We start from the raw sequence: 23,661 nt of genomic DNA, 5'->3' as shown, positions 1-23,661 counted from the left end.
ACCTAAATGGAACGACTATGTTGAGTAACAAACCAGTCGTCAGAAAAATCATCAACCGCCTTTTGGATAGATGGCATGGCGAAAGCTGATTCAAAAACATCTGCTCCTGCTGTAACAGCATGCGCACCTGCAGCTAAAGCATTATTTACTTGTGCTACATTTTTAAAGGATGCAGCTAAAATCTTACTAGGAGAGTTCTGTCTATCAATAGCAAGAGCTAATTGACGAATGACAGAATTTGAATCAATGTTCAGATTTTCCATTCTATTATAATATGGAGCTAGGTAATCCGCTCCTGCTTCGATAGCTAATAATCCCTGAATAACTGTATAAATAGCTGTTGCAGTGATATGGTAGCCCTCTTTTTTTAGCACCTTTATTGCATGTAATCCAGCCGGAGTAACAGGTACTTTGATAAATATATCATCTCCTGCTTGTCTACGAATTTCATGAGCATCCTTTAAGATGCCTTCAAAATCTTGAGAAATCACCTGAACATGAATAGAGGGTGCAGAGCCAATCAATTCTCTTACATCTTTGATTCGTTCAAAAAAATTAATAGAACCCTCTCTTTTTGCAATAGTGGGATTTGAAGTTACCCCAGCTAGCGGTAAAATTTCAGACCATTTTTTAATCTCATCTAAATTTAATGTGTCAAGCATAAATTCCATAAAAAGAACCTCTTTATTTTACAATGTATGCTCAGTACGTCCTATAATATCATCTTGGGTTGCCTTAGAAAGAACATTGAAGAATGCAGAGTATCCTGCAACACGAACAATTAAATCTCTGTGTTTTTCAGGATGTTTCTGAGCGTCAATCAACGTCTCTCTGGAAACAACATTGTATTGAATATGGTACCCATGTAAACGATTAAAGAAGGTTCGTAACAAAGCAATTAGTTTTAATTTATCTTCTTCTTTGGCTAACGTTTGAGGATTTACTTTCTGATTTAAGAGAACCCCACCTACGATTTCATCTGTTGGTAATTTTGAAACAGATTTTAAAACAGATGTAGGGCCGTGTTGATCCATATTATGTGATGGTGAACAACCCTCTGCTAACGGTGTACCCGCGTTGCGTCCATCTGGCGTTGCTAATGTTCCACGTCCCTGTCCTACGTTGGCTGAGATAGAAGATGTCCCTGAATAACGAATTCCTCCAATAGGACCTCTTCCATAACGTGTATTAGGATATTTAGCAATTTCATCAACATAAATGTCATAAGCAGCAGTAACCAATTTGTCAGCATAATCATCATCATTACCGTACTTAGGTGCATCATGAATCAACATTTCTTGAATGACCTTACCTTCTTCTCCGGCATAATCTGTTTCCAGTGCATACCAAAGCTGACTTGGGCTTATACGTTCTTCCTCAAATACCAATTTTTTAATTGCAGCTAATGAATCCGACAAATTTGCAATTCCAACTTGCAAACCTGATATATAATCATATACTGCTCCACCTTCTTTAAGGTGTTTTCCACGACCAATACAATCATCAGTCAATGCTGAACATAGAATATCAGGAACTTCTCGTTCCAATGATAAATCAATAGAATTTTCAACAATAACACTCATTCGTGTCAAATATCTTAGTGTTTTATCCCAAGCATTTTCTAATTCAGAAAAGTTCTTCATATCCTTAAAATGACCAAAGCTTGGTGCAAACCGTTTACCCGAAGCCGGATCAATTCCATCATTCATCGTGATAAGTAGAACCTTAGGGAAGTTCATATAACTCATACCTGTGCAACGATAGCCCCATTTCCCTGGAACTGCCGTTTCAACACATCCAATGGCACTGTAATCATAAGCATCATCTTCCAATACTCCTTTTGCAATAAAAGAAGGAATGATAATCTCATCATTATTAAATGCAGGCATACCAAAACCAAGTTTCATCACTTCAATACACTCATTCATGAAACGAGCATCTAAACCTGCATGGTAACGTACAGTTAGATTAGGTTGCGGTAGATGGGTTTGTGCAACTGATTTTAATACCAAATAAGATAATGGGTTAACAGCATCCTTCTTATCTCGAGTCTGTCCACCAATTGTAACATTTTGATATAAAGGACTTCCTGCTGAAGAAAATGTATGTGCTTGACTGCGGACCTTATTAATTGTAATGGTTTTAATCCAAAGATTTGTCAGACGTTCAACAATGCTATCTTCTGTTTCTTTACCACTTTCTAAATCAGCCTTCATATATGGATACATATATTGATCAAAACGGCCATATGAAAGAGAGTGGCCATTAGATTCAATTTGTAAAATACATTGAATAAACCAAACTGATTGAATAGCTTCTGCAAAAGTAGTTGCCGGTTCATATGGGACTCGAGAACAAATATCTGCAATCTCAAGTAATTCTTTCTTACGTTTAGGATTTGCATTTTCGGCTAAACTTTTAGCAAGATCAACAAAGCGATTTGCATATACTTTAATAGCATCGATTACGATAAATATAGAGTCGTAAAAATGATATTTATCAATACTTGCTGGATCTGTTAAATCTAGTGCTGCTTTCGCTTTACGAGCCCGCTCTTCAAAACCTCTTAAACCAAATTGCAACAGTTTCTGATAGTTAACTGCTAAGTGAGCATCTCCAGAGTTCATCTTACCTTCCATACCGAAGAATCCTGTTTCCATATAAACAGACACTTCTTCAGGTAACAAGGCACCAGCTCTCGCACGTAAATTATTATTTTCCCAAAACGGAGCAATACTTCTAAGTTGTTCTTTTGTTTCTTCAGTAATATAGAAAACATCTCCATCACGCTTTTCAAAAAGATCCAACTCATTGAGAACAAATTCTAGCGTATATTCTGGAAAAATAGGAGCATCTTTATTGGAAGAAGCCTGATTTCCCGCAATCATAGATTCTTCTTCGATATAGATAGTCATATTTTCCAAAATTTCTTTGAGCATATAGGCGCGTTTTAGGACATTAGGTTGTTCCTTATATCGATCATAAGCGCGTGTTGCTAGAACTGCTCTTTCAGCATCAATATAAGGTTTTTTATTTAAAACATCTTCTCGATATTTGTTCATCCTTTCAGTAAGGCTGCCAAAATATTCTGTCTTGATTGTTGTTCTTGCTACTTCTTTATTTACCATCGTAAGCACCTTTCTTTCGAAAATATTTTTGTTTCTTTCGAAAATATAATACCTAATTTTTTAGAGAATTTCAAGCTTTTAACTAGAAAAACTCTAACTCCCTAATTTTTAGCACAAATGTGTGAGTTTAACAGTAACACACAAATGCCTCTAAGATTGTTTGATTTCATTTTGGTAAGCTAAACGATCTTGTATCTTAAAGAATGGAAAATAAACCACTGTAGACATCGCCAATACTAATAACTGAGTCACAACACCTTGCCATCCACCAACCATAAATCCTGATATAATAGCTGGGGTGCTCCAAGGTAAGGTAACTCCTGAAAATGGCTGCATGAAACCTGTTGCAATAGCTCCATATACTATAACAGCTGCAAGTACAGGAACAAGAATGAAAGGTACAAACATAACTGGATTCATGACAATCGGAAATCCAAATACAACTGGCTCATTTACGTTAAATATTGCTGGAAAAGCTGCTACTTTCCCTAACGCTTGGTACTGTTTAGATTTTGCTGCAAAAAGCATGGCAACTACAAGACCAAACGTAATTCCTGAACCAGATAGAATTAAAAATGAATCTAAAAACTGTTGAGTAACAATATGTGCTCCATTTTCTAATGATAGATTCCCAGAGGCTAACATAGCTTTATTAGCATCAAGATTAGATAAAAGCAGAGCTGTCACTACTCCATTTACTACCGATTGCCCATGAACACCAAACCACCACAAAAATGATATAAAGAATGCAATTCCAATAGCACCATACAAAGATCCAGTTAAACCTTGCAACGGAACTTGAATAGCAGAATAAATCATTTCTATGAATGTTCCGCCATTAGTCAGTGACTTCGCTAAAATATATACAATCATAGAAAATAAGAAAATTACAAATGCTGGAATCATTGCTTCAAACTGTTTGGCAATAGCTTGTGGAACTTGTTCTGGCATCTTAATAACAATTTTTCTCTTTATAAAGAAGGTATAAATACTTCCTACTACCAAACCTATAATGATAGCACCGATAATTCCTTGACCTCCAAACCAAACTTTACTAATAGCGTCCCCAATCGCCTCACCTTGTTTAGGGATATAAGACGATCTTAGCAAAATAAAGAATGCAGATACAGAAAGAACCCCAGCTGGCAATGCCTCTACTCCGCTATTCTTAGCATAAGAATAGGCAATTGAAAAACAAGAAATTAGACCCATAATAGCAAAAGTTCCTGAATAGACTTGCATAAAAGGCTCTGTCCAATTTGCTCCAAATACACTAGCAATGCTCTTGTTTAATCCTTCAAAGGGTAATTGCCCCATAATTAAGAACAAACTCCCAACTACTGTCAATGGCAAAATTGCTAACATACCATCTTTTAGAGCTATAATACCACGCATATTCACAAACTTCATCATAGGTGCAATGATTTTTTGAACATCTACCTTTGCCATAATAAATCTCCTTTTCTTACCCACTAATTAAAGATAGGGCTAAATCTAATACTTTTTTCCCATCTAACATACCATAGTCCATCATCGGAATAACAGCTATCGGAACATCACACTTATCACAAATTTCTTTTGATTTATCTAATGTATAAGCAATTTGAGGCCCCAACAGTGCAACATCTAGATTTGGGGCATAATCCGCTAATTTAGACTGAGAAAACGCCTCTATTTCTGCCTCAACTCCACTAGATTGAGCTGCAATTTTCATATTATTTACAAGCATACCAGTAGAAAAGCCTGCTGCACAAAACAAACCAATCTTCACCATTATATTTTCCTCCTCTATGTTAATACTCTAGTATTATTTTTTATGAAGTTCTTTTCTCAAACTAATAATTTCTTTGATTAAATTAATCTCCGTCATACTAGTCATGAGATGATCTTGTGAATGAACAAAGAGAGCTGTTATTTCTGTCTTTGTACCAGACGCTTCCTGTGCCAAGAATTTTGTTTGTAGATTATGGGCTTCTAATAAGGCTGCATCAGCTAACTGGATTTCTTCTTCACATCGTTCACATGTACCGTTTTTTATATAATCTAACGCTTTATAAATATGCTGTTTCGCATCGCCAGCATATAAAATTAAACCCATGATAATTTGATCTGGAACAATAATTTCCATAAATTCCTCCTCATTTCACTATGTAAAAAGCTTTTTTCATTTGAAATTTTAAAATTTTCTTTTGTAACTATAGAATACAACTACATAAGAAACTTGTCAATCCAAAAATCAACAAATAAACAATTTTTATTTATATAAGCACAAATGTGCAATTAGCTAAAAAGAAAAAACGATAAACTGATCAGTCTATCATTTTCACTCGCATAAAATATTTCGAAAAGAAAAATCACCATCTTCTTCTAAAACTTTTAAAATTGTATTTTTATCTGTAATCAGATGATTTACTAGATTAGCACGTAAGACAGAAAGAATCGCAGATACTTTCGTATCACCGTAAGCAACAGCTAAACTTTGAGGAATATTTTTTAAATCTTCCAAAGAGATCGCTATCGTTCTTTCCTGTAAGTTCTCATAAACTTCTTTACCTTTTGAATCAAAGAATCGACAACAAATTTCCCCTACAGTTTTAACTTTTGTCAATTCTTTAAAGTCATCCTCTGTAAGCATGTCTAACCATTGATGTTTTCCTTTATTACTAAAATCACCAATCCCAACCACAACTATATCTAAATCTTTCCAACTATTTTTCAAATCTTCAAAATATCTTGATTGCAAAATACCATCTGCTAACAATTTATTTTCTTGCACAATTGTTGCATTCATAAATGTACACTCTCCATGAAATTTTCTAGACATTTCATAAATCAGTGTATTCACATGGTATTTAGCGTGTATGTGACTAGGACCACCTGCTAGAGGATAGAAGTGAACATTTCGGACACTTTTGCTGTGGATTAAATCTACTAAATTACTTAAACTTTTCCCCCAAGAAAAGCCAATTTTCATATTATCATCAATTAAATTCCTAAGGACACCTGCTGCAACTTGAGAAATTCTTTCAGATAAAATTGTTGGATTATCATCAAATTCATTTGGAATAATTTCCAAACTTTCCAGACCATATTTTTCTTTTACATAATTTTCCAACTTAAACATATTGGTATCAAAATTCTCTATTTCAATTTTAACAATTCCTGCATTCCTTGCTTCTGTTAACATTCTACTAATAGAGGTTCTATAAATTCCTAATTTTGCTGCTATTTGTGACTGATTTAAGTTTTCAATATAATACAGATAAGCAATTTTAGAGAGCAGTTTATTCCTATCTTGATTCATACACTTAACCTCTTACGAAACTATCTTAACCATTATCCCAGCATTTTCTAATGTAGCTATATTTTGTTTAGAAAGTTTTTCGTCTGTTATTACTTCATAGACTTGACTTAAAGCAAATCTTCTTACTGTACCCCTTTTATCAAATTTACTTGAGTCAGTTAGCACAATGACTTTATCCGACGCTGCTGAAATATATTGAACTACCTCACTGCGCATTAAATCTTTTCCTGTAAAACCCATCTCTTTATCGTAGCCATCTGTCCCAACAAAAGCTTGACGCACATGAAAAGTCTGTATCATTTCTTTTAATAAAGGTCCTACGGTAACCTGTGAATCTTTCTGAAACTCTCCACCAAGAACAATAACACGACATGAATCATAACCTCTTACAAAATTTGCTATAAAAAATGAATTTGTTACAATAGTGACATTTCTTTTTTGCTTGCAAATTTCCTCAGCAAGTAAAGCACAGGTTGAACCAGATTCTATCATTATTGTTTCATTATCTGATACCAATTTTACTGCTTCTTGAACAATTTTTCTCTTAATTTCATAATTAATTGACAAGCGTACATTTAAGTCATCTCCACTATTTAACACAGCACATCCATGCTCTCTGTGTAATAATCCTTTTGACTCTAATTTATCTAAATCTTTTCTAATCGTTACTTTCGATACATTTAATTTTTCCGATAATGTATTAACATCAATCTTTTCATATTCTGATACTAATTTAATAATTTGTTCCAATCTTTTCATTTTACACCTCCGTTTTATTCTACCAAAATAAAAAGCAAAAAACAACAAATTAAACTTTCGTTCGTAATTGTTTTTCTTTCGTTTTTGTGATAGGATAGAATTATAAAGAGGAGGAACTCTTATGGAAATATCTAAAGGAATTATTTTTAATATTCAACACTTTTCAATTCATGACGGCCCGGGTATTCGTACAACTGTTTTTTTAAAAGGATGTCCTCTGCGCTGTCCATGGTGTTCTAATCCTGAATCTCAAAGAATGAAACCTGAAAAAATGAAAGATGCTCAACGAGAGAAATTCACCTTAGTCGGTGAAGAAAAGACTGTAGAAGAAATTATTACAGAGGTATTAAAAGACAAAGAATTTTACGAAGAATCCGGTGGAGGTTTAACTTTATCAGGAGGTGAAATATTTGCTCAGTTTGAATTTGCTAAAGCCATCTTAAAATCAGCTAAAGAACATCACATACACACTGCCATTGAAACTACTGCCTTTGTTGATCATGAAAAATTTATTGATTTAATTCAATATGTGGATTTTATCTACACAGACCTAAAACATTATAATTCTATAAAACATAAAAAAGTGACTGGGGTTTTTAATCAAATGATTATTAAAAACATTCATTATGCTTTTTCTCAAAATAAAACTATCGTTTTAAGAATCCCAGTTATTCCTAATTTTAACAATAGTTTAGAGGATGCAGAAAAATTCGCTACTCTATTTAACTCATTAAATATCGACCAAGTTCAACTACTCCCTTTTCATCAATTTGGTGAAAACAAATATCGTTTATTAAATCGGAAATATGAAATGGATGGAATCAACGCACTTCATCCTGAAGATCTTATTGATTATCAAAAGGTATTTCTGAACCACCATATTAATTGTTATTTCTAGTTTATTTCCTTGAAATGCTCTAGCTATTTGCAGATAACAAGCATCTATAATACATACTTAACTTTTCAAAAGGTTTAGCTAAAAAATTTTAGCCAAACCTTTTCTATTTTACCTTGCTCTAGAATTTTTAAACTGCTATACTTATAACAGAAAACCCTTCCAAGGAGGTAGCGGATGTCTCATTCCTTTAAAAAATCTCTCCAAAAAGAAATTCTCCATAGAAGCTCTATCGCAGCCTTTGTGACCTCTCTTTTACTACTCATTTTACTTTTTGGTTTTTCCTATTTTTTACAAAAGCAACAACTCTCCAAAGACACGAGACAGATTGTCAAACAAGTTCAAGAGATGAAAGAAGCAAATAATGAGCTCCTGACTACTATGAACTATAAAATGATTCCTGGATTTTTGGATGGCAAACACACAGAGAGAGAAGTTTTTAGCTTATTTTACGAGACAAAAGCTAAATTAAAACTTAGTTCTGACCTCATTATCCTAAGTGATACAGGTGAATTACTATTTAGTACCAATCGAAATCATCAAGAAAGTATTTTATCTCCCTACTATCTAAAACTGCTCATTCAAAATCCTTCTCAAGATAAAGTTACAGAAAAAATTGCACTCTCTTCAGATAAGCAACATTACACACTCTTTATCAAACCACTACTTCAAAACCAACGAGTTAAGGCCTATACTATTACTTTCGTAAATGAGAATGATTTCATCTCAAGTTTCCCAATGATAAATTCTAAATACATCATTACCGATAGCTTTGGAAATATGTTTTCCAACAATACAAATCAGTTTACTCGTTCCACTCTTGAAAAATTTGATGAAAAACTCCTACACTCTCGCACCCACTGGTATGCGAATGAACCGCTTATTGTTCAAAAAGAAAAAGTCGGTGCTATTTTTTCAATCTATACTTTTCAATCCTTTTTTCCCATTCCTAGCTTACTTGGTCTAGCCTCCATTCTCACCTTATGTATATTCTTCCTCTACTTCTGGCAAGCAAGACGAATTGCTCATAAGATTGCTACACACAACGCTGTTCCTATTGAAAGTTTGGTTTACCAACTTCAAGAAATTCCTAAACAAGCAGAAAAAAGGCTTTATCTACAAACAGGTGATGAGTTTGAGTTTATGGCAGAAAAAATCAACAATATGTTGTACGAATTAGATCAACTTCATCAAAAAATGTTGACCATCGAAAAAGAAAAGTGGATTTTTGAAAGAAAAATGCTGGAAGCTCAGTTCAATCCTCATTTTCTCTACAATACACTTGAGACGATTAAAATCACTTCTTTAATGGATGCCGCTCTCACACAAGACCTGATTCAAAACCTCACGCGCATTCTTCGCTACAGTATCACGGATTTAGAAAAAGAAACAACCATTTGCCAAGATTTAAAGATTATAGAGGATTACCTTATTATTCATAAGATTCGTTTTGAGCACTTTTCCTATGATATTGTCTGCCCAGAAACTGTCGATAATCAACCTATTCCTAAACTTTTCTTGCTTCCTCTAGTAGAAAATGCTATAAAATATGGGATGCAATACCGTATTGATCTTCATATTGATATCCAAATTACCTTGGAAGCAGATTCTCTAACTTTTTTAGTCAAGGATAATGCTGGAGGACTCACAAAACAAGAGCGACTCGCTATTTTAGACTCTTTAGAAAGCCCTCATACCCAGCATGGCATCGTTAACAGCTATAAACGATTGAGCAATTTCTTTTCTGATGTCCAGCTAGATTTAGGAGTCAATCGCCGAGGAGAAACTTGGGTCAAATTTATAACGAAAGGACTAACTCATGTTTAAGCTCATTATCGTAGAAGACGAACACCTCATTCGAAAATGGCTAGAGATTGCCGTAGACTACTCTGCCTTAGGTATCCAAGTTGTAGGAACTGCTAGTCACGGTCAAGAGGGAATGAAACTCATCCAAGAAAAAGAACCTCATATTGTCTTAACAGACATCACAATGCCAATTATGGATGCTTTCATGATGTTCGAAGCCACTCGTACCCTTTCTTATGAAAAAGTTATCTTATCAGGTTATAACGATTTTCAAAATGCCAAAAAAGCCATGCAATATGGAGCAGTTGATTTCTTATCCAAACCAATTGATACCAAGGAGTTGACAGAATGTCTTCAAAAAATTGTTTTGCGATTACGAGTTAGCACTTATCAAGAAACTCCTTTTTTAGAAGAATATCAAACTTTACTCACCTCCATCCAACAAATTGATACACAAAACCAAATCATTCAGCAAATTCTTGAATTTGTGCATCAACACTACTACATGCACTTTACCATTTCTACCATTGCAGAGAATCTTGGATACAGTGAAAGCTATCTATATAAGGTTATCAAAGAATACTTCCCAATGACGCTAAATGAATATATCTTACGCTACCGCCTCAAGCAAGCTATAGATAAAATGGCTGAATCTCCCAACTCCCCTCTAAGCGACATCTCTGATCAAGTTGGATTTTCAGACTATAAATATTTTGCTAAAGTATTTAAAAAGTATCTCCATATTTCCCCAAAGGAATTGAAATCACTCGGAAGAATAGTAAAATAAGCTATTCTTCTTTTTGTAGAGAATTTTACTCTAATAGAATAGAATTGTCGGTTTTAAAAACGCTTACATTGTTTTAAAATAAACTTAAATAACACAACGGAGGTATCCATCATGAAAAAGAAATGGATGTATTATGCTGCTTGCGGACTAGCTCTTTTTGGTCTTGCTGCTTGTTCTTCTAATGAATCTGCCGATGGCGGTTCATCTGATAAAGAAGACGGTGGTTCGCTAGTCGTTTATTCACCAAACTCAGAGGGCTTAATTGGAGCAACTATTCCTGCCTTTGAAGAAAAATATGGTATCAAAGTAGAACTGATTCAAGCTGGTACTGGAGAACTTTTCAAAAAACTAGAATCAGAAAAAGAAGCTCCTGTGGCCGATGTTATCTTTGGTGGTTCTTACACACAATATGCTACCCACGGAGAACTCTTTGAAAACTATACTTCAAAAGAAAATGATAATGTTATCAAAGAATATCAAAACACAACTGGCTACTCTACTCCTTATACACTAGATGGTAGTGTTTTAATCGTCAATCCTGATTTAACGAAAGGCATGAACATTGAAGGATATAGCGACCTTCTCAAACCTGAACTAAAAGGAAAAATCGCAACTGCTGACCCAGCAAACTCTTCTAGCGCCTTTGCTCAATTAACAAATATGCTACAAGCTCAAGGTGGTTACAAAGACGATAAAGCATGGTCTTATGTAAAAGATCTCTTCACACTTATTGATGGTAAAATCGGATCAAGCTCATCTGGTGTCTATAAAGCAGTCGCTGACGGAGAAATGGCTGTTGGTCTCTCTTATGAAGATCCAGCAGTTAAACTCTTAAATGACGGGGCTAATATCAAGGTAGTCTATCCAAAAGAAGGAACCGTCTTCCTACCTGCTAGTGCTGCTATCGTTAAAAAAGCGAAAAATATGGAAAATGCCAAGAAATTTATCGATTTTATTATTTCTCAAGAAGTACAAGATACACTTGGTACAACTACTACTAACCGTCCTGTTCGTAAAAATGCTAAAACAAGTGAAAATATGAAACCAATTGACAAAATCAAAACACTCACTGAAGATTATGATTATGTCATCAAGAATAAATCAGATATTGTTAAGAAATACAACGAAGTCTTTACAGATATCCAATCTAAACAGTAAAAGAGGTTCACTATGAGTGAGATCAAAATTATTAACGCCAAAAAAATCTACCACGATGTCCCTGTTATTGAGAATTTGAACATTACAATTCCAAAAGGAAGTCTCTTTACCCTTCTTGGACCTTCAGGATGTGGGAAAACGACCCTTCTTCGTATGATTGCAGGTTTCAACAGTATCGAAGGTGGAGAATTTTACTTCGATGATACAAAAATCAATAATATGGAACCCAGCAAACGCAATATCGGCATGGTTTTCCAAAACTACGCTATTTTCCCACATTTGACTGTCCGAGACAATGTTGCTTTTGGTCTTAAGCAAAAGAAGGTCCCAAAAGAAGAATTGATTCAACAGACCAACAAGTATCTTGAACTCATGCAAATTGCTCAATATGCGGATCGGAAGCCCGATAAACTCAGTGGTGGACAACAACAACGTGTCGCCTTGGCACGCGCCTTAGCCGTTAATCCAAGTGTTCTCCTCATGGACGAGCCACTTAGTAACCTAGATGCCAAACTTCGCTTGGATATGCGTCAAGCCATTCGAGAAATCCAACACGAAGTGGGAATTACAACCGTCTATGTAACCCATGACCAAGAAGAAGCCATGGCTATTTCAGACCAAATTGCTGTTATGAAAGACGGAGTCATCCAACAAATCGGTCGGCCAAAAGAACTCTATCATAAACCAGCTAATGAGTTTGTAGCAACCTTTATCGGACGCACAAATATTATCCCTGCCACTCTTGAAAAACGGAGCGACGGCGCTTATATAGTCTTTTCAGATGGCTATGCTCTTCGAATGCCAGCTCTTGATCAGGCTGAGGCACAAGCTATTCATGTAAGCATTCGTCCTGAAGAGTTTATCAAAGATGAATCTGGAGATATTGAAGGAACTATTAGCGATAGCGTCTATCTTGGACTAAATACTGAATATTTCATCGAGACAGGCTTTGCCTCAAAAATTCAAGTTAGCGAAGAATCAACTTTTGAAGAAGATCTACAAAAAGGCGATCGTATTCGTCTACGAATCAATACTCAAAAATTAAACGTCTTTTCTGCAGATGGTTCGCAAAACCTGATAAAAGGAGTCAACCATGGAACGTAAAAAACTAAATATTTGGACAGCCTCCTCTTTCTTCATCTTTCTTACCTATCTTGTCTTTCTCGTTTATCCTATCGTTACCGTGCTCAAGCAAGCACTCATACATGAGGGACAATTTTCACTAGCTAATTTTGTCACTTTCTTTAGTAAAGCCTACTACTCTGAGACACTTGTCAACAGTTTCAAGGTTTCCATTACCGCTACTGTCACTTCCTTAGTTGTAGGAACCCTATTAGCTTATCTCTTCTCTATGTATGACTTCAAGGGGAAGAAATTTCTACAAATATTGATTATCATTGCTTCCATGTCAGCTCCTTTCGTGGGAGCCTACTCCTGGATTCTCTTGCTGGGACGAAATGGGGTCATTACTAAATTCCTGACAAATACCCTTCATCTTCCAGCTATCGATATTTATGGATTCAAAGGAATTGTACTTGTCTTTACTCTGCAACTATTCCCACTGGTATTTCTATACGTTGCTGGGACAATGAAAAGTATTGACAATTCTCTACTTGAAGCTGCTGAAAGCATGGGGTCCTTCGGATTTAAGCGTATCGTAACGGTTGTTTTACCTCTCCTAGTTCCAACCTTACTAGCTGCTGCCCTACTTGTATTTATGAGAGCATTCTCAGACTTTGGAACGCCTATGTTAATTGGTGAAGGATATCGGACTTTCCCCGTCTTGATTTATACCCAATTCATTAGCGAAGTTGGAGGAAATTCTGCTTTTGCATCTGCTTTAGCCATTATGGCGATTATCATTGCCTTGGCAATTTTCCTTATCCAAAAACACATTGCAAACCGCTACAGTTTCAGCATGAATTCGCTCCATCCAATTGAGCCTAAAAAAACTACAAAAGGAAAAATGGCTGCCATTTATGCAACAGTTTACGGAATTATCTTTATCTCTGTTTTACCTCAAATCTACTTAATTTATACCTCTTTCCTAAAAACATCAGGTATGGTATTTGTCAAAGGTTATTCTCTAAACAGTTACAAGGTAGCTTTCAATCGTATGGGCTCTGCTATTTTCAATACCATTCGTATCCCTTTGATTGCCTTAGTCCTAGTTGTCCTATTCGCAACATTTATCTCCTACCTAGCCGTTAGAAAACGGAATTTGTTTACAAACTTAATTGACAGCCTCAGTATGGTTCCTTATATTGTACCAGGAACCGTTCTAGGGATTGCCTTCATTTCTTCCTTCAATACTGGTCTATTTGGAAGTGGATTTCTTATGATTACAGGGACTGCTTTCATCTTGATTATGTCTCTATCTGTCAGAAGATTACCTTATACTATTCGTTCATCTGTTGCTAGCTTGCAACAAATAGCACCAAGTATTGAAGAAGCCGCTGAAAGCTTAGGAAGTAGCCGTCTCAATACCTTTGCCAAGATTACAACTCCAATGATGCTATCTGGTATTATTTCTGGAGCCATCTTATCTTGGGTCACAATGATTTCAGAACTCTCTACTTCTATCCTCCTCTACAATGTCAAAACAAGAACAATGACTGTAGCCATTTATACAGAAGTTCTCAGAGGAAATTACGGTGTAGCCGCAGCCTTGTCAACTATCCTGACTGTTCTAACAGTAGGTTCCTTGCTCTTGTTCATGAAAATCTCTAAAAGCAACAGCATTACACTTTAGTTTTCCCCATCAAAAACAGCCGAAAGGATTACCCTCGGCTGTTTTTTCTTATCTTGATATTCTTATCAAATCCCTAGTTCAGAGCAAGCAAGTCTAAACTGATTAAATAGAGGCTTCCTCCATCTTCTCACGTCCTAGTTCCCGGTAACTACGGTCGCCGACAACTTCTACGCTAAACTGGCCGTCCTCATATTCAAGGATCGTCACGCTACCATTATCAAGACCATGTGGATGCATACCATTGATCAGATAAACAATGGTTCCAATAGTCATTCCGTGGCTGACAACGAGGGCATTGCCCCCACCTTGTTCTTCCATTTCTTTGGCAATTGCTTCAAAACCTTCCTTGATTCGGCCACTGAGTTTTTCCCAGCCTTCAGCCCAACCAGCTGTATCGACCTCTACCAAACCCTCAGCCAGTTCAGCATAAGACAATTGGTGAACGTGGTCCACATTAAAGATACGAGGAATAATGCCCATGAAAAGATCACCATCATAAGCTCCGTCAAAGCTACCAAAACACCATTCTCTGATCCGCTTGTCCATTCGATAAGGGATTTTTTCCTGCAAACCAAGTTCATCAAGGATAATTCCCATTGTCTGAATGGTGCGGCCAGAATCACTGGAATAAGCGCGCTCAAACTGCAAACCAGATTCTCGCAAACCGATTCCTAATTCTTGAATCCCTCGCTCACCTTCAGCTGTTAAGGGAGTGTCGCTCCAACCTTGCGCGCGACCAATCGTGTTAAACATGGTCTTGCCATGACGTACCAAATACAATCGTACTTTTACCATTTTCCGTCCTCCGTTTGCTTCTATTATATCATGGATGATAAAACAAAAGCCACCCATACAGGCGACTTTTGCAGGAGATTATTATGAAAAAGTTTAGGAGTTCTATTAAATAAAGATATTAGATGAAAATCAAATTCAAACTAAATCAGTATTATCTGTTTCAAATAATATTAGGAGGTCTTTATTTAATGATTATAGTATACACATCCAACCTTAAATAGAGCTTAAAATTTTCTCCTATTTTCTTAATTTTTAAAACTATGAATTGGTGCTGGGATTTGTCCACCGCGAGAGATGAAATCAACAGACGAAGCTCTATTGACTTTCATTACTGGAGCCGTACCTAATAGGCCACCAAACTCAATCATATCGCCTTCTTTTCCTTTTGGAATGATACGAACAGCTGTTGTTTTCATGTTAATGACACCAATTGCCGCTTCATCTGCAATCATAGCCGCAATGGTTTCAGCAGGTGTATCCTCCGGAATTGCAATCATATCCAAACCAACGGAACAGATAGCCGTCATGGCTTCTAGTTTTTCCAAATTAAGAGAGCCATTTTGCACTGCAGCAATCATCCCCTCATCCTCGGAAACAGGAATAAAGGCACCAGACAAACCACCGACTTGGTTGCAGGCCATAACTCCACCCTTCTTAACTTGGTCGTTCAAGAGAGCCAAGGCAGCCGTCGTTCCATGCGTACCAACTGTCTCTAGCCCCATTTCCTCAAGGACACGTGCTACAGAATCTCCAACCGCAGGAGTTGGCGCCAAACTCAAGTCCACAATACCAAACTCCACACCCAGCCTCTCACTGGCCATTTGACCAACCAATTGACCGATACGAGTGATTTTAAAGGCAGTCTTCTTAACGGTTTCGGCTACTACATCAAAGCTCTGTCCACGAACTTTTTCCAAGGCACGTTTCACCACACCAGGACCAGAAACTCCGACATTGATGATAACATCTGCCTCCCCAACACCATGGAAGGCACCCGCCATAAACGGATTGTCCTCAACAGCATTAGCAAATACAACCAATTTAGCTGCCCCCATATCAGACAGATTTGCCGTTTCCTTGATAATTCGTCCCATATCTGCCACAGCCGTCATATTAATACCAGATTTGGTTGAGCCGATATTGACTGACGAGCAGACCTTGTCCGTTTCGGCCAAAGCGCGAGGAATAGAATTGATGAGAATCTCATCTCCCTTTTGATAACCCTTTTGTACCAAGGCTGAAAAACCACCAATAAAGTCCACACCAATCTCTTTCGCAGCCTTATCAAGCGCTTTTGCCAGAACTATGTAGTCCGTCGCATCTGTCGCTGCCCCAATCAGAGAAATGGGTGTCACCGATACACGCTTATTAACGATTGGAATTCCCAACTCCGCTGCAATTTCATCACCAACAGTCACTAAATTAGCCGCCTTGGTCGTAATCTTTTGATAAATTTTCTCTGCAGCACGATTGATATCTGGATCGATACAGTCCAGAAGGGAAATCCCCATGGTAATAGTTCTGATATCGAAGTTTTGCTCCTCAATCATAGCAATGGTTTCAGTAACTTGTCTAATATCCATATGCACCTCCTAGATATTATACATAGCTTCGAAAATCGCTGCACTCTGAATATTGATTTTCACATTCAAAGTTTGCCCAAAAGTTTCAAACTCATTTCGCAGATAAGTAAAATCCTGCTTTTCATCACTAGAGACAACAGCCATCATCGTGAAATATTCATCCAAGACAGTTTGAGAGATATCATCAATATTCAAACCCAATTCTGCAATTTTACCAGAAACACCTGCAACAATTCCAGATTTATCTTTACCAACAACAGTTATAATCGCTTTCATAAGCAAACTCCAATTCTTCTTTTAATAGGAAACCTGAACATTAAACAGGATTCTTTTCAAATAGTATAGCATAATTCTAACTAAAATACTCAAAAACGCCTGCTTACGAAGTTGTTCTTAAGAAAAAAACAATTTCGTAAACAAGCGTCTACTATCCCAACTTATGATGAGTGTTCCCGCTAGGACCGAAATCCTAGCGGTAGACCAGAGCTAGACTAAGAGCACAAGACTCCATCATCATAACACTCAACAAAATTGATGATTTTATACTAATTCGATGATCGCCATTGGCGCTGCATCACCACGACGTGGTTCAGTTTTAAGGATACGAGTGTATCCACCGTTACGTTCAGCATAACGAGGTGCGATTTCTGAGAACAATTTTTGAAGTGCTGTAGTAGAAGTGTACTTATCAGTTGCTTCATCATAGTTTTCAGATGCGATTTCATTACGTACGAAAGCAGCTGCTTGACGACGTGCATGCAAATCACCACGTTTACCTAGAGTAATCATTTTTTCAACAGTTTTACGGATTTCTTTAGCACGAGCTTCAGTTGTCACGATTGATTCGTTGATCAAAAGGTCAGTTGTCAAATCGCGAAGCATTGCTTTACGTTGTGAGCTAGTGCGTCCTAGTTTACGGTAAGCCATGTATTCCTCCTTTATTTATCTTTTAATCCAAGACCCAAATCAATGAGTTTGAGTTTCACTTCTTCCAAACTCTTGCGTCCAAGATTTCGTACTTTCATCATCTCTGCTTCAGATTTTTCTGTCAAATCATGCACAGTATTGATACCGGCACGTTTCAAACAGTTGTATGAACGCACAGACAAGTCCAGTTCCTCAATCGTACGATCCAAAATACGGTCGTCAGATTCAGTATCAGCTTCTTTCATCACTTCAGTTGACTTAGCAATCTCAGTAAGATTTGTAAACAAATCAAGATGTTCTGTCAAAATACGTGCTGAAAGCCCTAAAGCATCTTCTGGAATAATTGTTCCATTTGTCAAGATTTCAAGGGTTAGTTTGTCAAATCCATCATTGCTACCTACACGAGCAGGTTCCACTTGATAGTTGACTTTTGTAACTGGTGTATAAATAGAATCTACAGCAAGTGTTCCAACTGGTGCATTATCCTTTTTATTTTCATCAGCAGGTACATATCCACGACCACTGTTAACAGTCATAGTCGCTTTTAGGGAAGAACCTTCACCGATTGTAAAGAGATAATGATCTGGATTTACAATTTCAATATCGCTATCTGTCAAAATGTCACCAGCTGTTACTTCAGCAGGACCTTCAACATCCAGTTCGATGATTTTTTCGTCTTCAACGTACGATTTCACTGCAATTCCTTTAATGTTCAGAATGATTTGCATCACGTCTTCACGAACACCTGGAACTGTGTCAAACTCATGTAACACACCATCAATGTTGATAGATGTCACAGCTGCTCCTGGTAGAGAAGCTAGAAGTACACGACGAAGAGAGTTACCAAGAGTTGTACCGTAGCCACGTTCAAGTGGTTCGATTACAAACTTGCCATAATCTTTATTTTCATCAATTTTTGTTATATTTGGTTTTTCAAACTCGATCATTTAGTTACTCCCTCTTAAACGAAAAGCAGTGTAATGCGATGATTATACACGGCGACGTTTTGGAGGACGAGCACCATTGTGTGGCACTGGAGTCACATCACGAATTGCTGTTACTTCAAGACCAGCGGCAGCAAGCGCACGAATAGCTGACTCACGACCAGAACCTGGACCTTTTACAGTAACTTCAACTGATTTAAGACCGTGTTCTTGTGCAGATTTAGCAGCAGCTTCAGAAGCCATTTGAGCAGCGAATGGTGTAGATTTACGAGAACCTTTAAAACCAAGAGCACCAGCTGATGACCAAGCAATTGCATTACCATGCACATCAGTAATCATAACAATAGTGTTATTAAATGTAGCGTGAATATGAGCAATACCAGATTCGATATTCTTTTTCACACGACGTTTACGTGTTGGTTTAGCCAAGACTTTTACCTCCTATATTATTTTTTCTTACCAGCAATCGCAACGGCTTTACCTTTACGAGTGCGAGCGTTGTTTTTAGTGTTTTGTCCACGGACAGGAAGTCCACGACGGTGACGGATACCACGGTATGAACCGATTTCCATCAAACGTTTGATGTTCAAGTTTACTTCACGACGAAGGTCACCTTCAACTTTGATTGCATCCACTTCACGACGGATAGCATCTTCTTGATCTGATGTAAGATCACGTACACGAACATCTTCTGAGATTCCAGCAGCAGCCAAAATTTTCTTAGATGTTGCAAGTCCGATACCATAAACATAAGTCAATGAGATTACTACGCGTTTGTCATTTGGAATGTCAACTCCAGCAATACGAGCCATGTTTTCTCCTTTCTATCTTATCCTTGACGTTGTTTGTGTTTTGGATTTGCTGGGCAAATTACCATAACACGACCATTACGACGAATAACTTTACAGTATTCGCAAATTGGTTTGACCGATGGTCTTACTTTCATTTCTTATCCCTCCAAGTTTTTCGATTATTTAAAGCGGTAAGTGATACGTCCACGTGTCAAGTCATATGGACTCATTTCGACAGTAACACGATCTCCCGCTAAAATACGAATATAGTTTTTACGAATTTTACCAGAAACTGTTGCTAAAATCTGATGTCCATTTTCAAGTTCAACCGTAAACATTGCATTCGGCATTGTATCAACTACTTTGCCTTCAACTTCAATCACATCGTCTTTTGCCACGCAAAAGCACCTCCATAAATTTCGATTCGATGCCTCTAGACACAGAGACAACAATTATAAGTCAGACTATCTCAGTATAACATTTGTAGCGGATTTTTGCAAGTGTGAAAAACGCTTTATTTCAAATTTGTCAATACTTTTTCGATATCTGAGAAGACATCATTGATATCTTGATTACCTTCGATGTCATGAACCAAACCTTTGGCACGGTAGTGAGCAATGATTGGTTCCCCTTGAGCAATATTCACATCCAAACGACGTTTTACTGTCTCAGGTTTATCATCTTCACGTTGGTAATAATCTTCTTCTTTATAGTCAACTGGTGGGTTAAAGACCTTGTGGAAAGTTTCTCCAGTTACGCGGTGGATGATACGGCCACTCAAACGTTCCAAGAGGCTGTCTGGATTCACTTCGATGTTGATAACACCTTCTAGTTCGATGCCAAGTTCAGCCAATGTTTTGTCCAAGACATGAGCTTGTTCGATCGTACGTGGGTAACCATCCAACAAGAATCCTGTTTCTTTAATATCATCTTGTGAAAGACGTTCTTTTACGATCCCATTTGTAACTTCGTCAGGAACCAATTCACCCTTGTCAATGTATGACTTAGCAAGAACACCCATTTCAGTTTGATTTGCCATAGCAGCACGGAACATATCACCTGTTGAGATATGTGCAACATGGAATTGTTCTACGATTTTTGCTGCTTGAGTTCCCTTACCTGCACCAGGTAAGCCCATAATCAAAAGATTCATGATCTGATCTCCTTATTTTATTTTTAAATAGAAGCAAAAAGTCTTTTCACCCCTATTTAAAAACAAAATAGAAGAGGGGAGACCAAACTCTCACTAATGTTAGAGTTAAACCTCCACTCCCTCAGCATTTACTGATTCATACTCAATGAAAATCAAAGAGCAAACTAGGAAGCTAGCCGCAGGTTGCTCAAAGCACTGCTTTGAGGTTGCAGATAAAGCTGACGTGGTTTGAATTTGATTTTCGAAGAGTATCAGTAAATACTTTTATTCTGTTCTATCCATGAAACCAACATACTTACGCTTCAATAGGTAACCTTCCAATTGTTTGATTCCTTCAATACCTGTAGAGATAATGATCAAAAGACTAGTTCCTCCAAAAGCAACTGCTTCTGAAAGTCCGAAAACATCTTTTGCTACGATCGGTAAAATAGAAATCACACCAAGGAAGAGGGAACCAACAGTTGCAAGACGACGAAGAAGTTTAGACATATATTCTTCTGTACCTTTACCAGGACGAACACCGTGGATATAGGCACCGCTCTTTTGTAGGTTCTCTGCCGCTTTTTCAGGATTAATCTGTACAAACGTATAGAAGAATGTAAAGAGAATAATCAATAAAGCATACATGGCAATACCAGTTGGTGAAGTTGTTGCCAGCATTTCTTGTGCTGTTCTTACCCAAGCCCAATCATGACCTGTAGCGCTCAAAAACTGAAGAATAGCCGCAGGCGCTGCAGTAATCGAACTTGCAAAGATAACAGGGATAACTCCAGCAGGGTTTACCTTCAAAGGAAGGTAAGAGCTAGATGGAGCACCTTGTGCAACCTTAGTATATTGGATTGGAATTTTGTATTCTGCTTGTTGAACATAGGTTGTAAAGTAAATGATCAACAGTACAGTAATAATCAAAATGATTACGAAAATGATAGATGAAGTGATACGGCTACTTGGCACGTTCACAAAGTAGTCCACATAGATGCCCTGAATCATCTCTGGAATTGAGGCAACAATCCCGGCAAAGATAATCATGGAAACACCGTTTCCGTATCCCTTATCTGTAATTTGCTCACCCAACCAAGTGACAATCATACTACCAGCTGTTAAGATGATACCAATCGTCAGAAAAACTTGTGGAGTTAAAGCAGTTTTAATCAATTGAGCTCCAGCCAGGGTATTAAAACCAGCTGTAATCCCGATAGATTGCACAAAAGCGAGAACTAGAGCAATATAACGAGTAGCTTGATTCAATTTTCTTCGGCCTACTTCCCCTTGTTTTCCCCACTCTACAAACTTGGGTAAAATATCCATTTGCAAGAGTTGGACAACGATAGAAGCAGTGATATAGGGACTCACTCCTAGGGCAAAAATCGAAAAGTTTTTTAGGGCATTCCCCGACACCAAGCTCAACATGTTTAAGAAGGATAATCCACTTAAAGCATTCAAGCTATTGGCATTCACACCAGGAACTGTAATGCTAGTCCCGATACGAAAGACCAAAACGATAAAAATTGTAAATAAAATTTTTGATCGAACTTGCTTGACTTTAAGAGCTTCTCTTAATAATTTAAAAAACATAGGTCACCTCTCTTAGATGACTTCTACTGAACCACCTTTAGCAGTGATAGCTTCTTCAGCTGATTTAGAGAATTTAGCTGCTTTCACAGTCAATTTCTTAGTCAACTCACCGTTACCAAGAATTTTAATACCTGATTTTTCAGCTTTAACAATTCCTGCTTCGATAAGAACAACTGGAGTAACTTCAGCACCATCTTCAAAGACGTTCAATTGGTCAAGGTTCACAATTGCGTATTCTTTAGCGTTGATGTTAGTGAATCCACGTTTTGGAAGACGACGGAACAATGGAGTTTGTCCACCTTCAAAACCAAGGCGAACTCCGCCACCGCTACGAGCTTTTTGACCTTTTTGACCACGACCAGATGTTTTACCGTTACCTGATGAAGTACCACGACCAACGCGGTTACGTACTTTACGAGAACCTTCTGCAGGTTTCAATTCATGAAGTTTCATTTTTATTTTCTCCTCTTTTGTAAAATGCTAGCGCCGATAAGGGAGAAAAGGTTGTCTCCCCCATCAACTCGCCTATACGACGTCATCATAGATGACTATATCTAGTTTTAGGGGATGGTATAGTGCACATCCCCTAAAAATTCATTAGTTTACTTCTTCAACTGTTACCAAGTGAGATACTGCTGTGATCATACCACGGATAGCAGCGTTATCTTCTTTAATAACAGAGCTGTTCAATTTGCCAAGTCCAAGTGCTACAACAGTTTTACGTTGTGATGGAATGCGTCCGATTGGAGACTTAGTCAAAGTAATTTTAATTTGAGCCATTTTATCCCCTTTCTTATGCCAAATCAGAAACTGAAATACCACGAAGGGCAGCAACTTCTTCAGCGCGTTTCAATTGTTTCAAACCTTCAACAGTTGCACGAACAATGTTGATTGGAGTGTTAGAACCAAGTGATTTAGATGTAATATCTGCCACACCTGCCAATTCCACAACGGCACGAACTGCACCACCAGCGGCAACTCCAGAACCTTCTACAGCAGGTTTCAACAATACTTTAGCTCCACCGAATTCTGAAAGAACTTCGTGTGGGATTGTTGTTCCAACCATAGGAACTTCGATCAAGTTTTTCTTAGCATCATCTACTGCTTTACGGATTGCTTCTGGAACTTCTTGAGCTTTACCAGTACCAAATCCTACGCGACCGTTGTGGTCACCAACAACAACAAGAGCTGCGAAACGAAGACGACGTCCACCTTTAACAACTTTTGTAACACGGTTGACAGCAACTACGCGTTCTTCTAATTCAACTGCATTGTCTTTAAATGCCATTTTCTAGTGTCCTCCT

General features: G+C 37.4%; 27 protein-coding genes. 6 read left to right on the top strand and 21 right to left on the bottom strand.

Going from position 1 to position 23,661, the window contains the following annotated elements:
- Positions 1-2: 2 nt before the first annotated feature.
- The 7 genes from HT720_RS06215 to HT720_RS06185 form a co-directional block, all read right to left on the bottom strand.
- Positions 3-671 carry a fructose-6-phosphate aldolase gene (locus HT720_RS06215; RefSeq protein ID WP_173228902.1) on the bottom strand — a complete coding sequence of 223 codons (669 nt, stop codon included), beginning with the start codon at positions 669-671 and terminating at the stop codon, positions 3-5.
- Between the two features lie 18 nt (positions 672-689).
- Complete coding sequence (locus HT720_RS06210; protein WP_173228900.1) at positions 690-3,128, bottom strand: glycyl radical protein; 2,439 nt, start codon at positions 3,126-3,128, stop codon at positions 690-692.
- Positions 3,129-3,278: 150 nt separating this feature from the next.
- Complete coding sequence (locus HT720_RS06205; RefSeq protein WP_173274975.1) at positions 3,279-4,577, bottom strand: PTS sugar transporter subunit IIC; 1,299 nt, start codon at positions 4,575-4,577, stop codon at positions 3,279-3,281.
- 16 nt (positions 4,578-4,593) lie between these two features.
- Positions 4,594-4,902 carry a PTS sugar transporter subunit IIB gene (locus HT720_RS06200; protein WP_173274974.1) on the bottom strand — a complete coding sequence of 103 codons (309 nt, stop codon included), beginning with the start codon at positions 4,900-4,902 and terminating at the stop codon, positions 4,594-4,596.
- Between the two features lie 33 nt (positions 4,903-4,935).
- Positions 4,936-5,256, bottom strand: coding sequence for a PTS lactose/cellobiose transporter subunit IIA (locus HT720_RS06195; protein WP_000402908.1), 321 nt, complete (start codon positions 5,254-5,256; stop codon positions 4,936-4,938).
- Positions 5,257-5,451: 195 nt separating this feature from the next.
- Positions 5,452-6,432 carry a sugar-binding transcriptional regulator gene (locus HT720_RS06190; protein WP_001070838.1) on the bottom strand — a complete coding sequence of 327 codons (981 nt, stop codon included), beginning with the start codon at positions 6,430-6,432 and terminating at the stop codon, positions 5,452-5,454.
- Between the two features lie 12 nt (positions 6,433-6,444).
- Positions 6,445-7,191 carry a DeoR/GlpR family DNA-binding transcription regulator gene (locus tag HT720_RS06185; RefSeq protein WP_173274973.1) on the bottom strand — a complete coding sequence of 249 codons (747 nt, stop codon included), beginning with the start codon at positions 7,189-7,191 and terminating at the stop codon, positions 6,445-6,447.
- Between the two features lie 121 nt (positions 7,192-7,312).
- Here HT720_RS06185 and HT720_RS06180 point away from each other — a divergent pair, with 121 nt between their 5' ends.
- From HT720_RS06180 to HT720_RS06155, 6 genes are all read left to right on the top strand, one after another.
- Positions 7,313-8,089: a glycyl-radical enzyme activating protein gene (locus tag HT720_RS06180; protein WP_000406170.1), complete on the top strand. Its 777-nt coding sequence runs from the start codon at positions 7,313-7,315 to the stop codon at positions 8,087-8,089.
- Between the two features lie 174 nt (positions 8,090-8,263).
- Positions 8,264-9,913 (top strand): histidine kinase, encoded by a 1,650-nt coding sequence (locus tag HT720_RS06175; protein WP_084928772.1) that lies wholly within the window; start codon positions 8,264-8,266, stop codon positions 9,911-9,913.
- Entirely contained in the window at positions 9,906-10,679 is a 774-nt protein-coding gene (locus HT720_RS06170) for a response regulator (RefSeq protein WP_173274972.1), read from the top strand. The genes HT720_RS06175 and HT720_RS06170 overlap by 8 nt, the downstream gene beginning before the upstream one ends.
- Positions 10,680-10,790: 111 nt before the next feature.
- A complete protein-coding gene (locus tag HT720_RS06165) occupies positions 10,791-11,837 on the top strand; it encodes an ABC transporter substrate-binding protein (RefSeq protein ID WP_050242606.1) in 1,047 nt (348 codons plus the stop codon).
- A gap of 12 nt (positions 11,838-11,849) precedes the next feature.
- Positions 11,850-12,941 carry an ABC transporter ATP-binding protein gene (locus HT720_RS06160; RefSeq protein WP_023939666.1) on the top strand — a complete coding sequence of 364 codons (1,092 nt, stop codon included), beginning with the start codon at positions 11,850-11,852 and terminating at the stop codon, positions 12,939-12,941.
- On the top strand, positions 12,931-14,589 hold the full coding sequence (locus HT720_RS06155) for an iron ABC transporter permease (protein ID WP_100104102.1): 1,659 nt from the start codon (positions 12,931-12,933) through the stop codon (positions 14,587-14,589). Before HT720_RS06160 ends, HT720_RS06155 begins: the two co-directional genes overlap by 11 nt.
- A 102-nt stretch (positions 14,590-14,691) precedes the next feature.
- Here HT720_RS06155 and HT720_RS06150 read toward each other — a convergent pair whose 3' ends face one another.
- From HT720_RS06150 to rpsE, 14 genes are all read right to left on the bottom strand, one after another.
- Positions 14,692-15,384 (bottom strand): histidine phosphatase family protein, encoded by a 693-nt coding sequence (locus HT720_RS06150; RefSeq protein WP_166731303.1) that lies wholly within the window; start codon positions 15,382-15,384, stop codon positions 14,692-14,694.
- 245 nt (positions 15,385-15,629) lie between these two features.
- Positions 15,630-16,967, bottom strand: a complete 1,338-nt coding sequence (locus tag HT720_RS06145; RefSeq protein ID WP_173274971.1) for a PFL family protein — start codon at positions 16,965-16,967, stop codon at positions 15,630-15,632.
- 9 nt (positions 16,968-16,976) lie between these two features.
- A complete protein-coding gene (locus HT720_RS06140; protein WP_000644126.1) occupies positions 16,977-17,243 on the bottom strand; it encodes an ACT domain-containing protein in 267 nt (88 codons plus the stop codon).
- A gap of 264 nt (positions 17,244-17,507) precedes the next feature.
- Positions 17,508-17,894, bottom strand: coding sequence for a 50S ribosomal protein L17 (gene rplQ, locus HT720_RS06135; protein WP_000331493.1), 387 nt, complete (start codon positions 17,892-17,894; stop codon positions 17,508-17,510).
- Positions 17,895-17,905: 11 nt separating this feature from the next.
- On the bottom strand, positions 17,906-18,841 hold the full coding sequence (locus tag HT720_RS06130; protein ID WP_000568988.1) for a DNA-directed RNA polymerase subunit alpha: 936 nt from the start codon (positions 18,839-18,841) through the stop codon (positions 17,906-17,908).
- A gap of 42 nt (positions 18,842-18,883) precedes the next feature.
- Positions 18,884-19,267 carry a 30S ribosomal protein S11 gene (rpsK, locus tag HT720_RS06125; RefSeq protein ID WP_001118385.1) on the bottom strand — a complete coding sequence of 128 codons (384 nt, stop codon included), beginning with the start codon at positions 19,265-19,267 and terminating at the stop codon, positions 18,884-18,886.
- Between the two features lie 17 nt (positions 19,268-19,284).
- On the bottom strand, positions 19,285-19,650 hold the full coding sequence (rpsM, locus tag HT720_RS06120; RefSeq protein WP_000090781.1) for a 30S ribosomal protein S13: 366 nt from the start codon (positions 19,648-19,650) through the stop codon (positions 19,285-19,287).
- A gap of 17 nt (positions 19,651-19,667) precedes the next feature.
- Complete coding sequence (rpmJ, locus tag HT720_RS06115) at positions 19,668-19,784, bottom strand: 50S ribosomal protein L36 (protein ID WP_001808836.1); 117 nt, start codon at positions 19,782-19,784, stop codon at positions 19,668-19,670.
- Between the two features lie 24 nt (positions 19,785-19,808).
- Positions 19,809-20,027 carry a translation initiation factor IF-1 gene (infA, locus tag HT720_RS06110; protein ID WP_001029883.1) on the bottom strand — a complete coding sequence of 73 codons (219 nt, stop codon included), beginning with the start codon at positions 20,025-20,027 and terminating at the stop codon, positions 19,809-19,811.
- 116 nt (positions 20,028-20,143) lie between these two features.
- Positions 20,144-20,782, bottom strand: coding sequence for an adenylate kinase (locus HT720_RS06105; RefSeq protein WP_173274970.1), 639 nt, complete (start codon positions 20,780-20,782; stop codon positions 20,144-20,146).
- Between the two features lie 264 nt (positions 20,783-21,046).
- On the bottom strand, positions 21,047-22,357 hold the full coding sequence (gene secY, locus HT720_RS06100; RefSeq protein WP_049524604.1) for a preprotein translocase subunit SecY: 1,311 nt from the start codon (positions 22,355-22,357) through the stop codon (positions 21,047-21,049).
- A gap of 12 nt (positions 22,358-22,369) precedes the next feature.
- On the bottom strand, positions 22,370-22,810 hold the full coding sequence (gene rplO, locus HT720_RS06095; protein ID WP_000766087.1) for a 50S ribosomal protein L15: 441 nt from the start codon (positions 22,808-22,810) through the stop codon (positions 22,370-22,372).
- Between the two features lie 144 nt (positions 22,811-22,954).
- Positions 22,955-23,137 (bottom strand): 50S ribosomal protein L30, encoded by a 183-nt coding sequence (rpmD, locus tag HT720_RS06090; protein ID WP_000057241.1) that lies wholly within the window; start codon positions 23,135-23,137, stop codon positions 22,955-22,957.
- Positions 23,138-23,150: 13 nt separating this feature from the next.
- A complete protein-coding gene (gene rpsE, locus HT720_RS06085; RefSeq protein ID WP_000874202.1) occupies positions 23,151-23,645 on the bottom strand; it encodes a 30S ribosomal protein S5 in 495 nt (164 codons plus the stop codon).
- Positions 23,646-23,661: the final 16 nt, after the last annotated feature.

Origin of the sequence: Streptococcus sp. 68, from assembly GCF_013277415.1 — a bacterium.
GTDB lineage: Bacteria > Bacillota > Bacilli > Lactobacillales > Streptococcaceae > Streptococcus.
The sequence above is the reverse complement of the archived record's forward strand: the minus strand, read 5'-3'. Positions and strand labels throughout refer to the sequence as shown.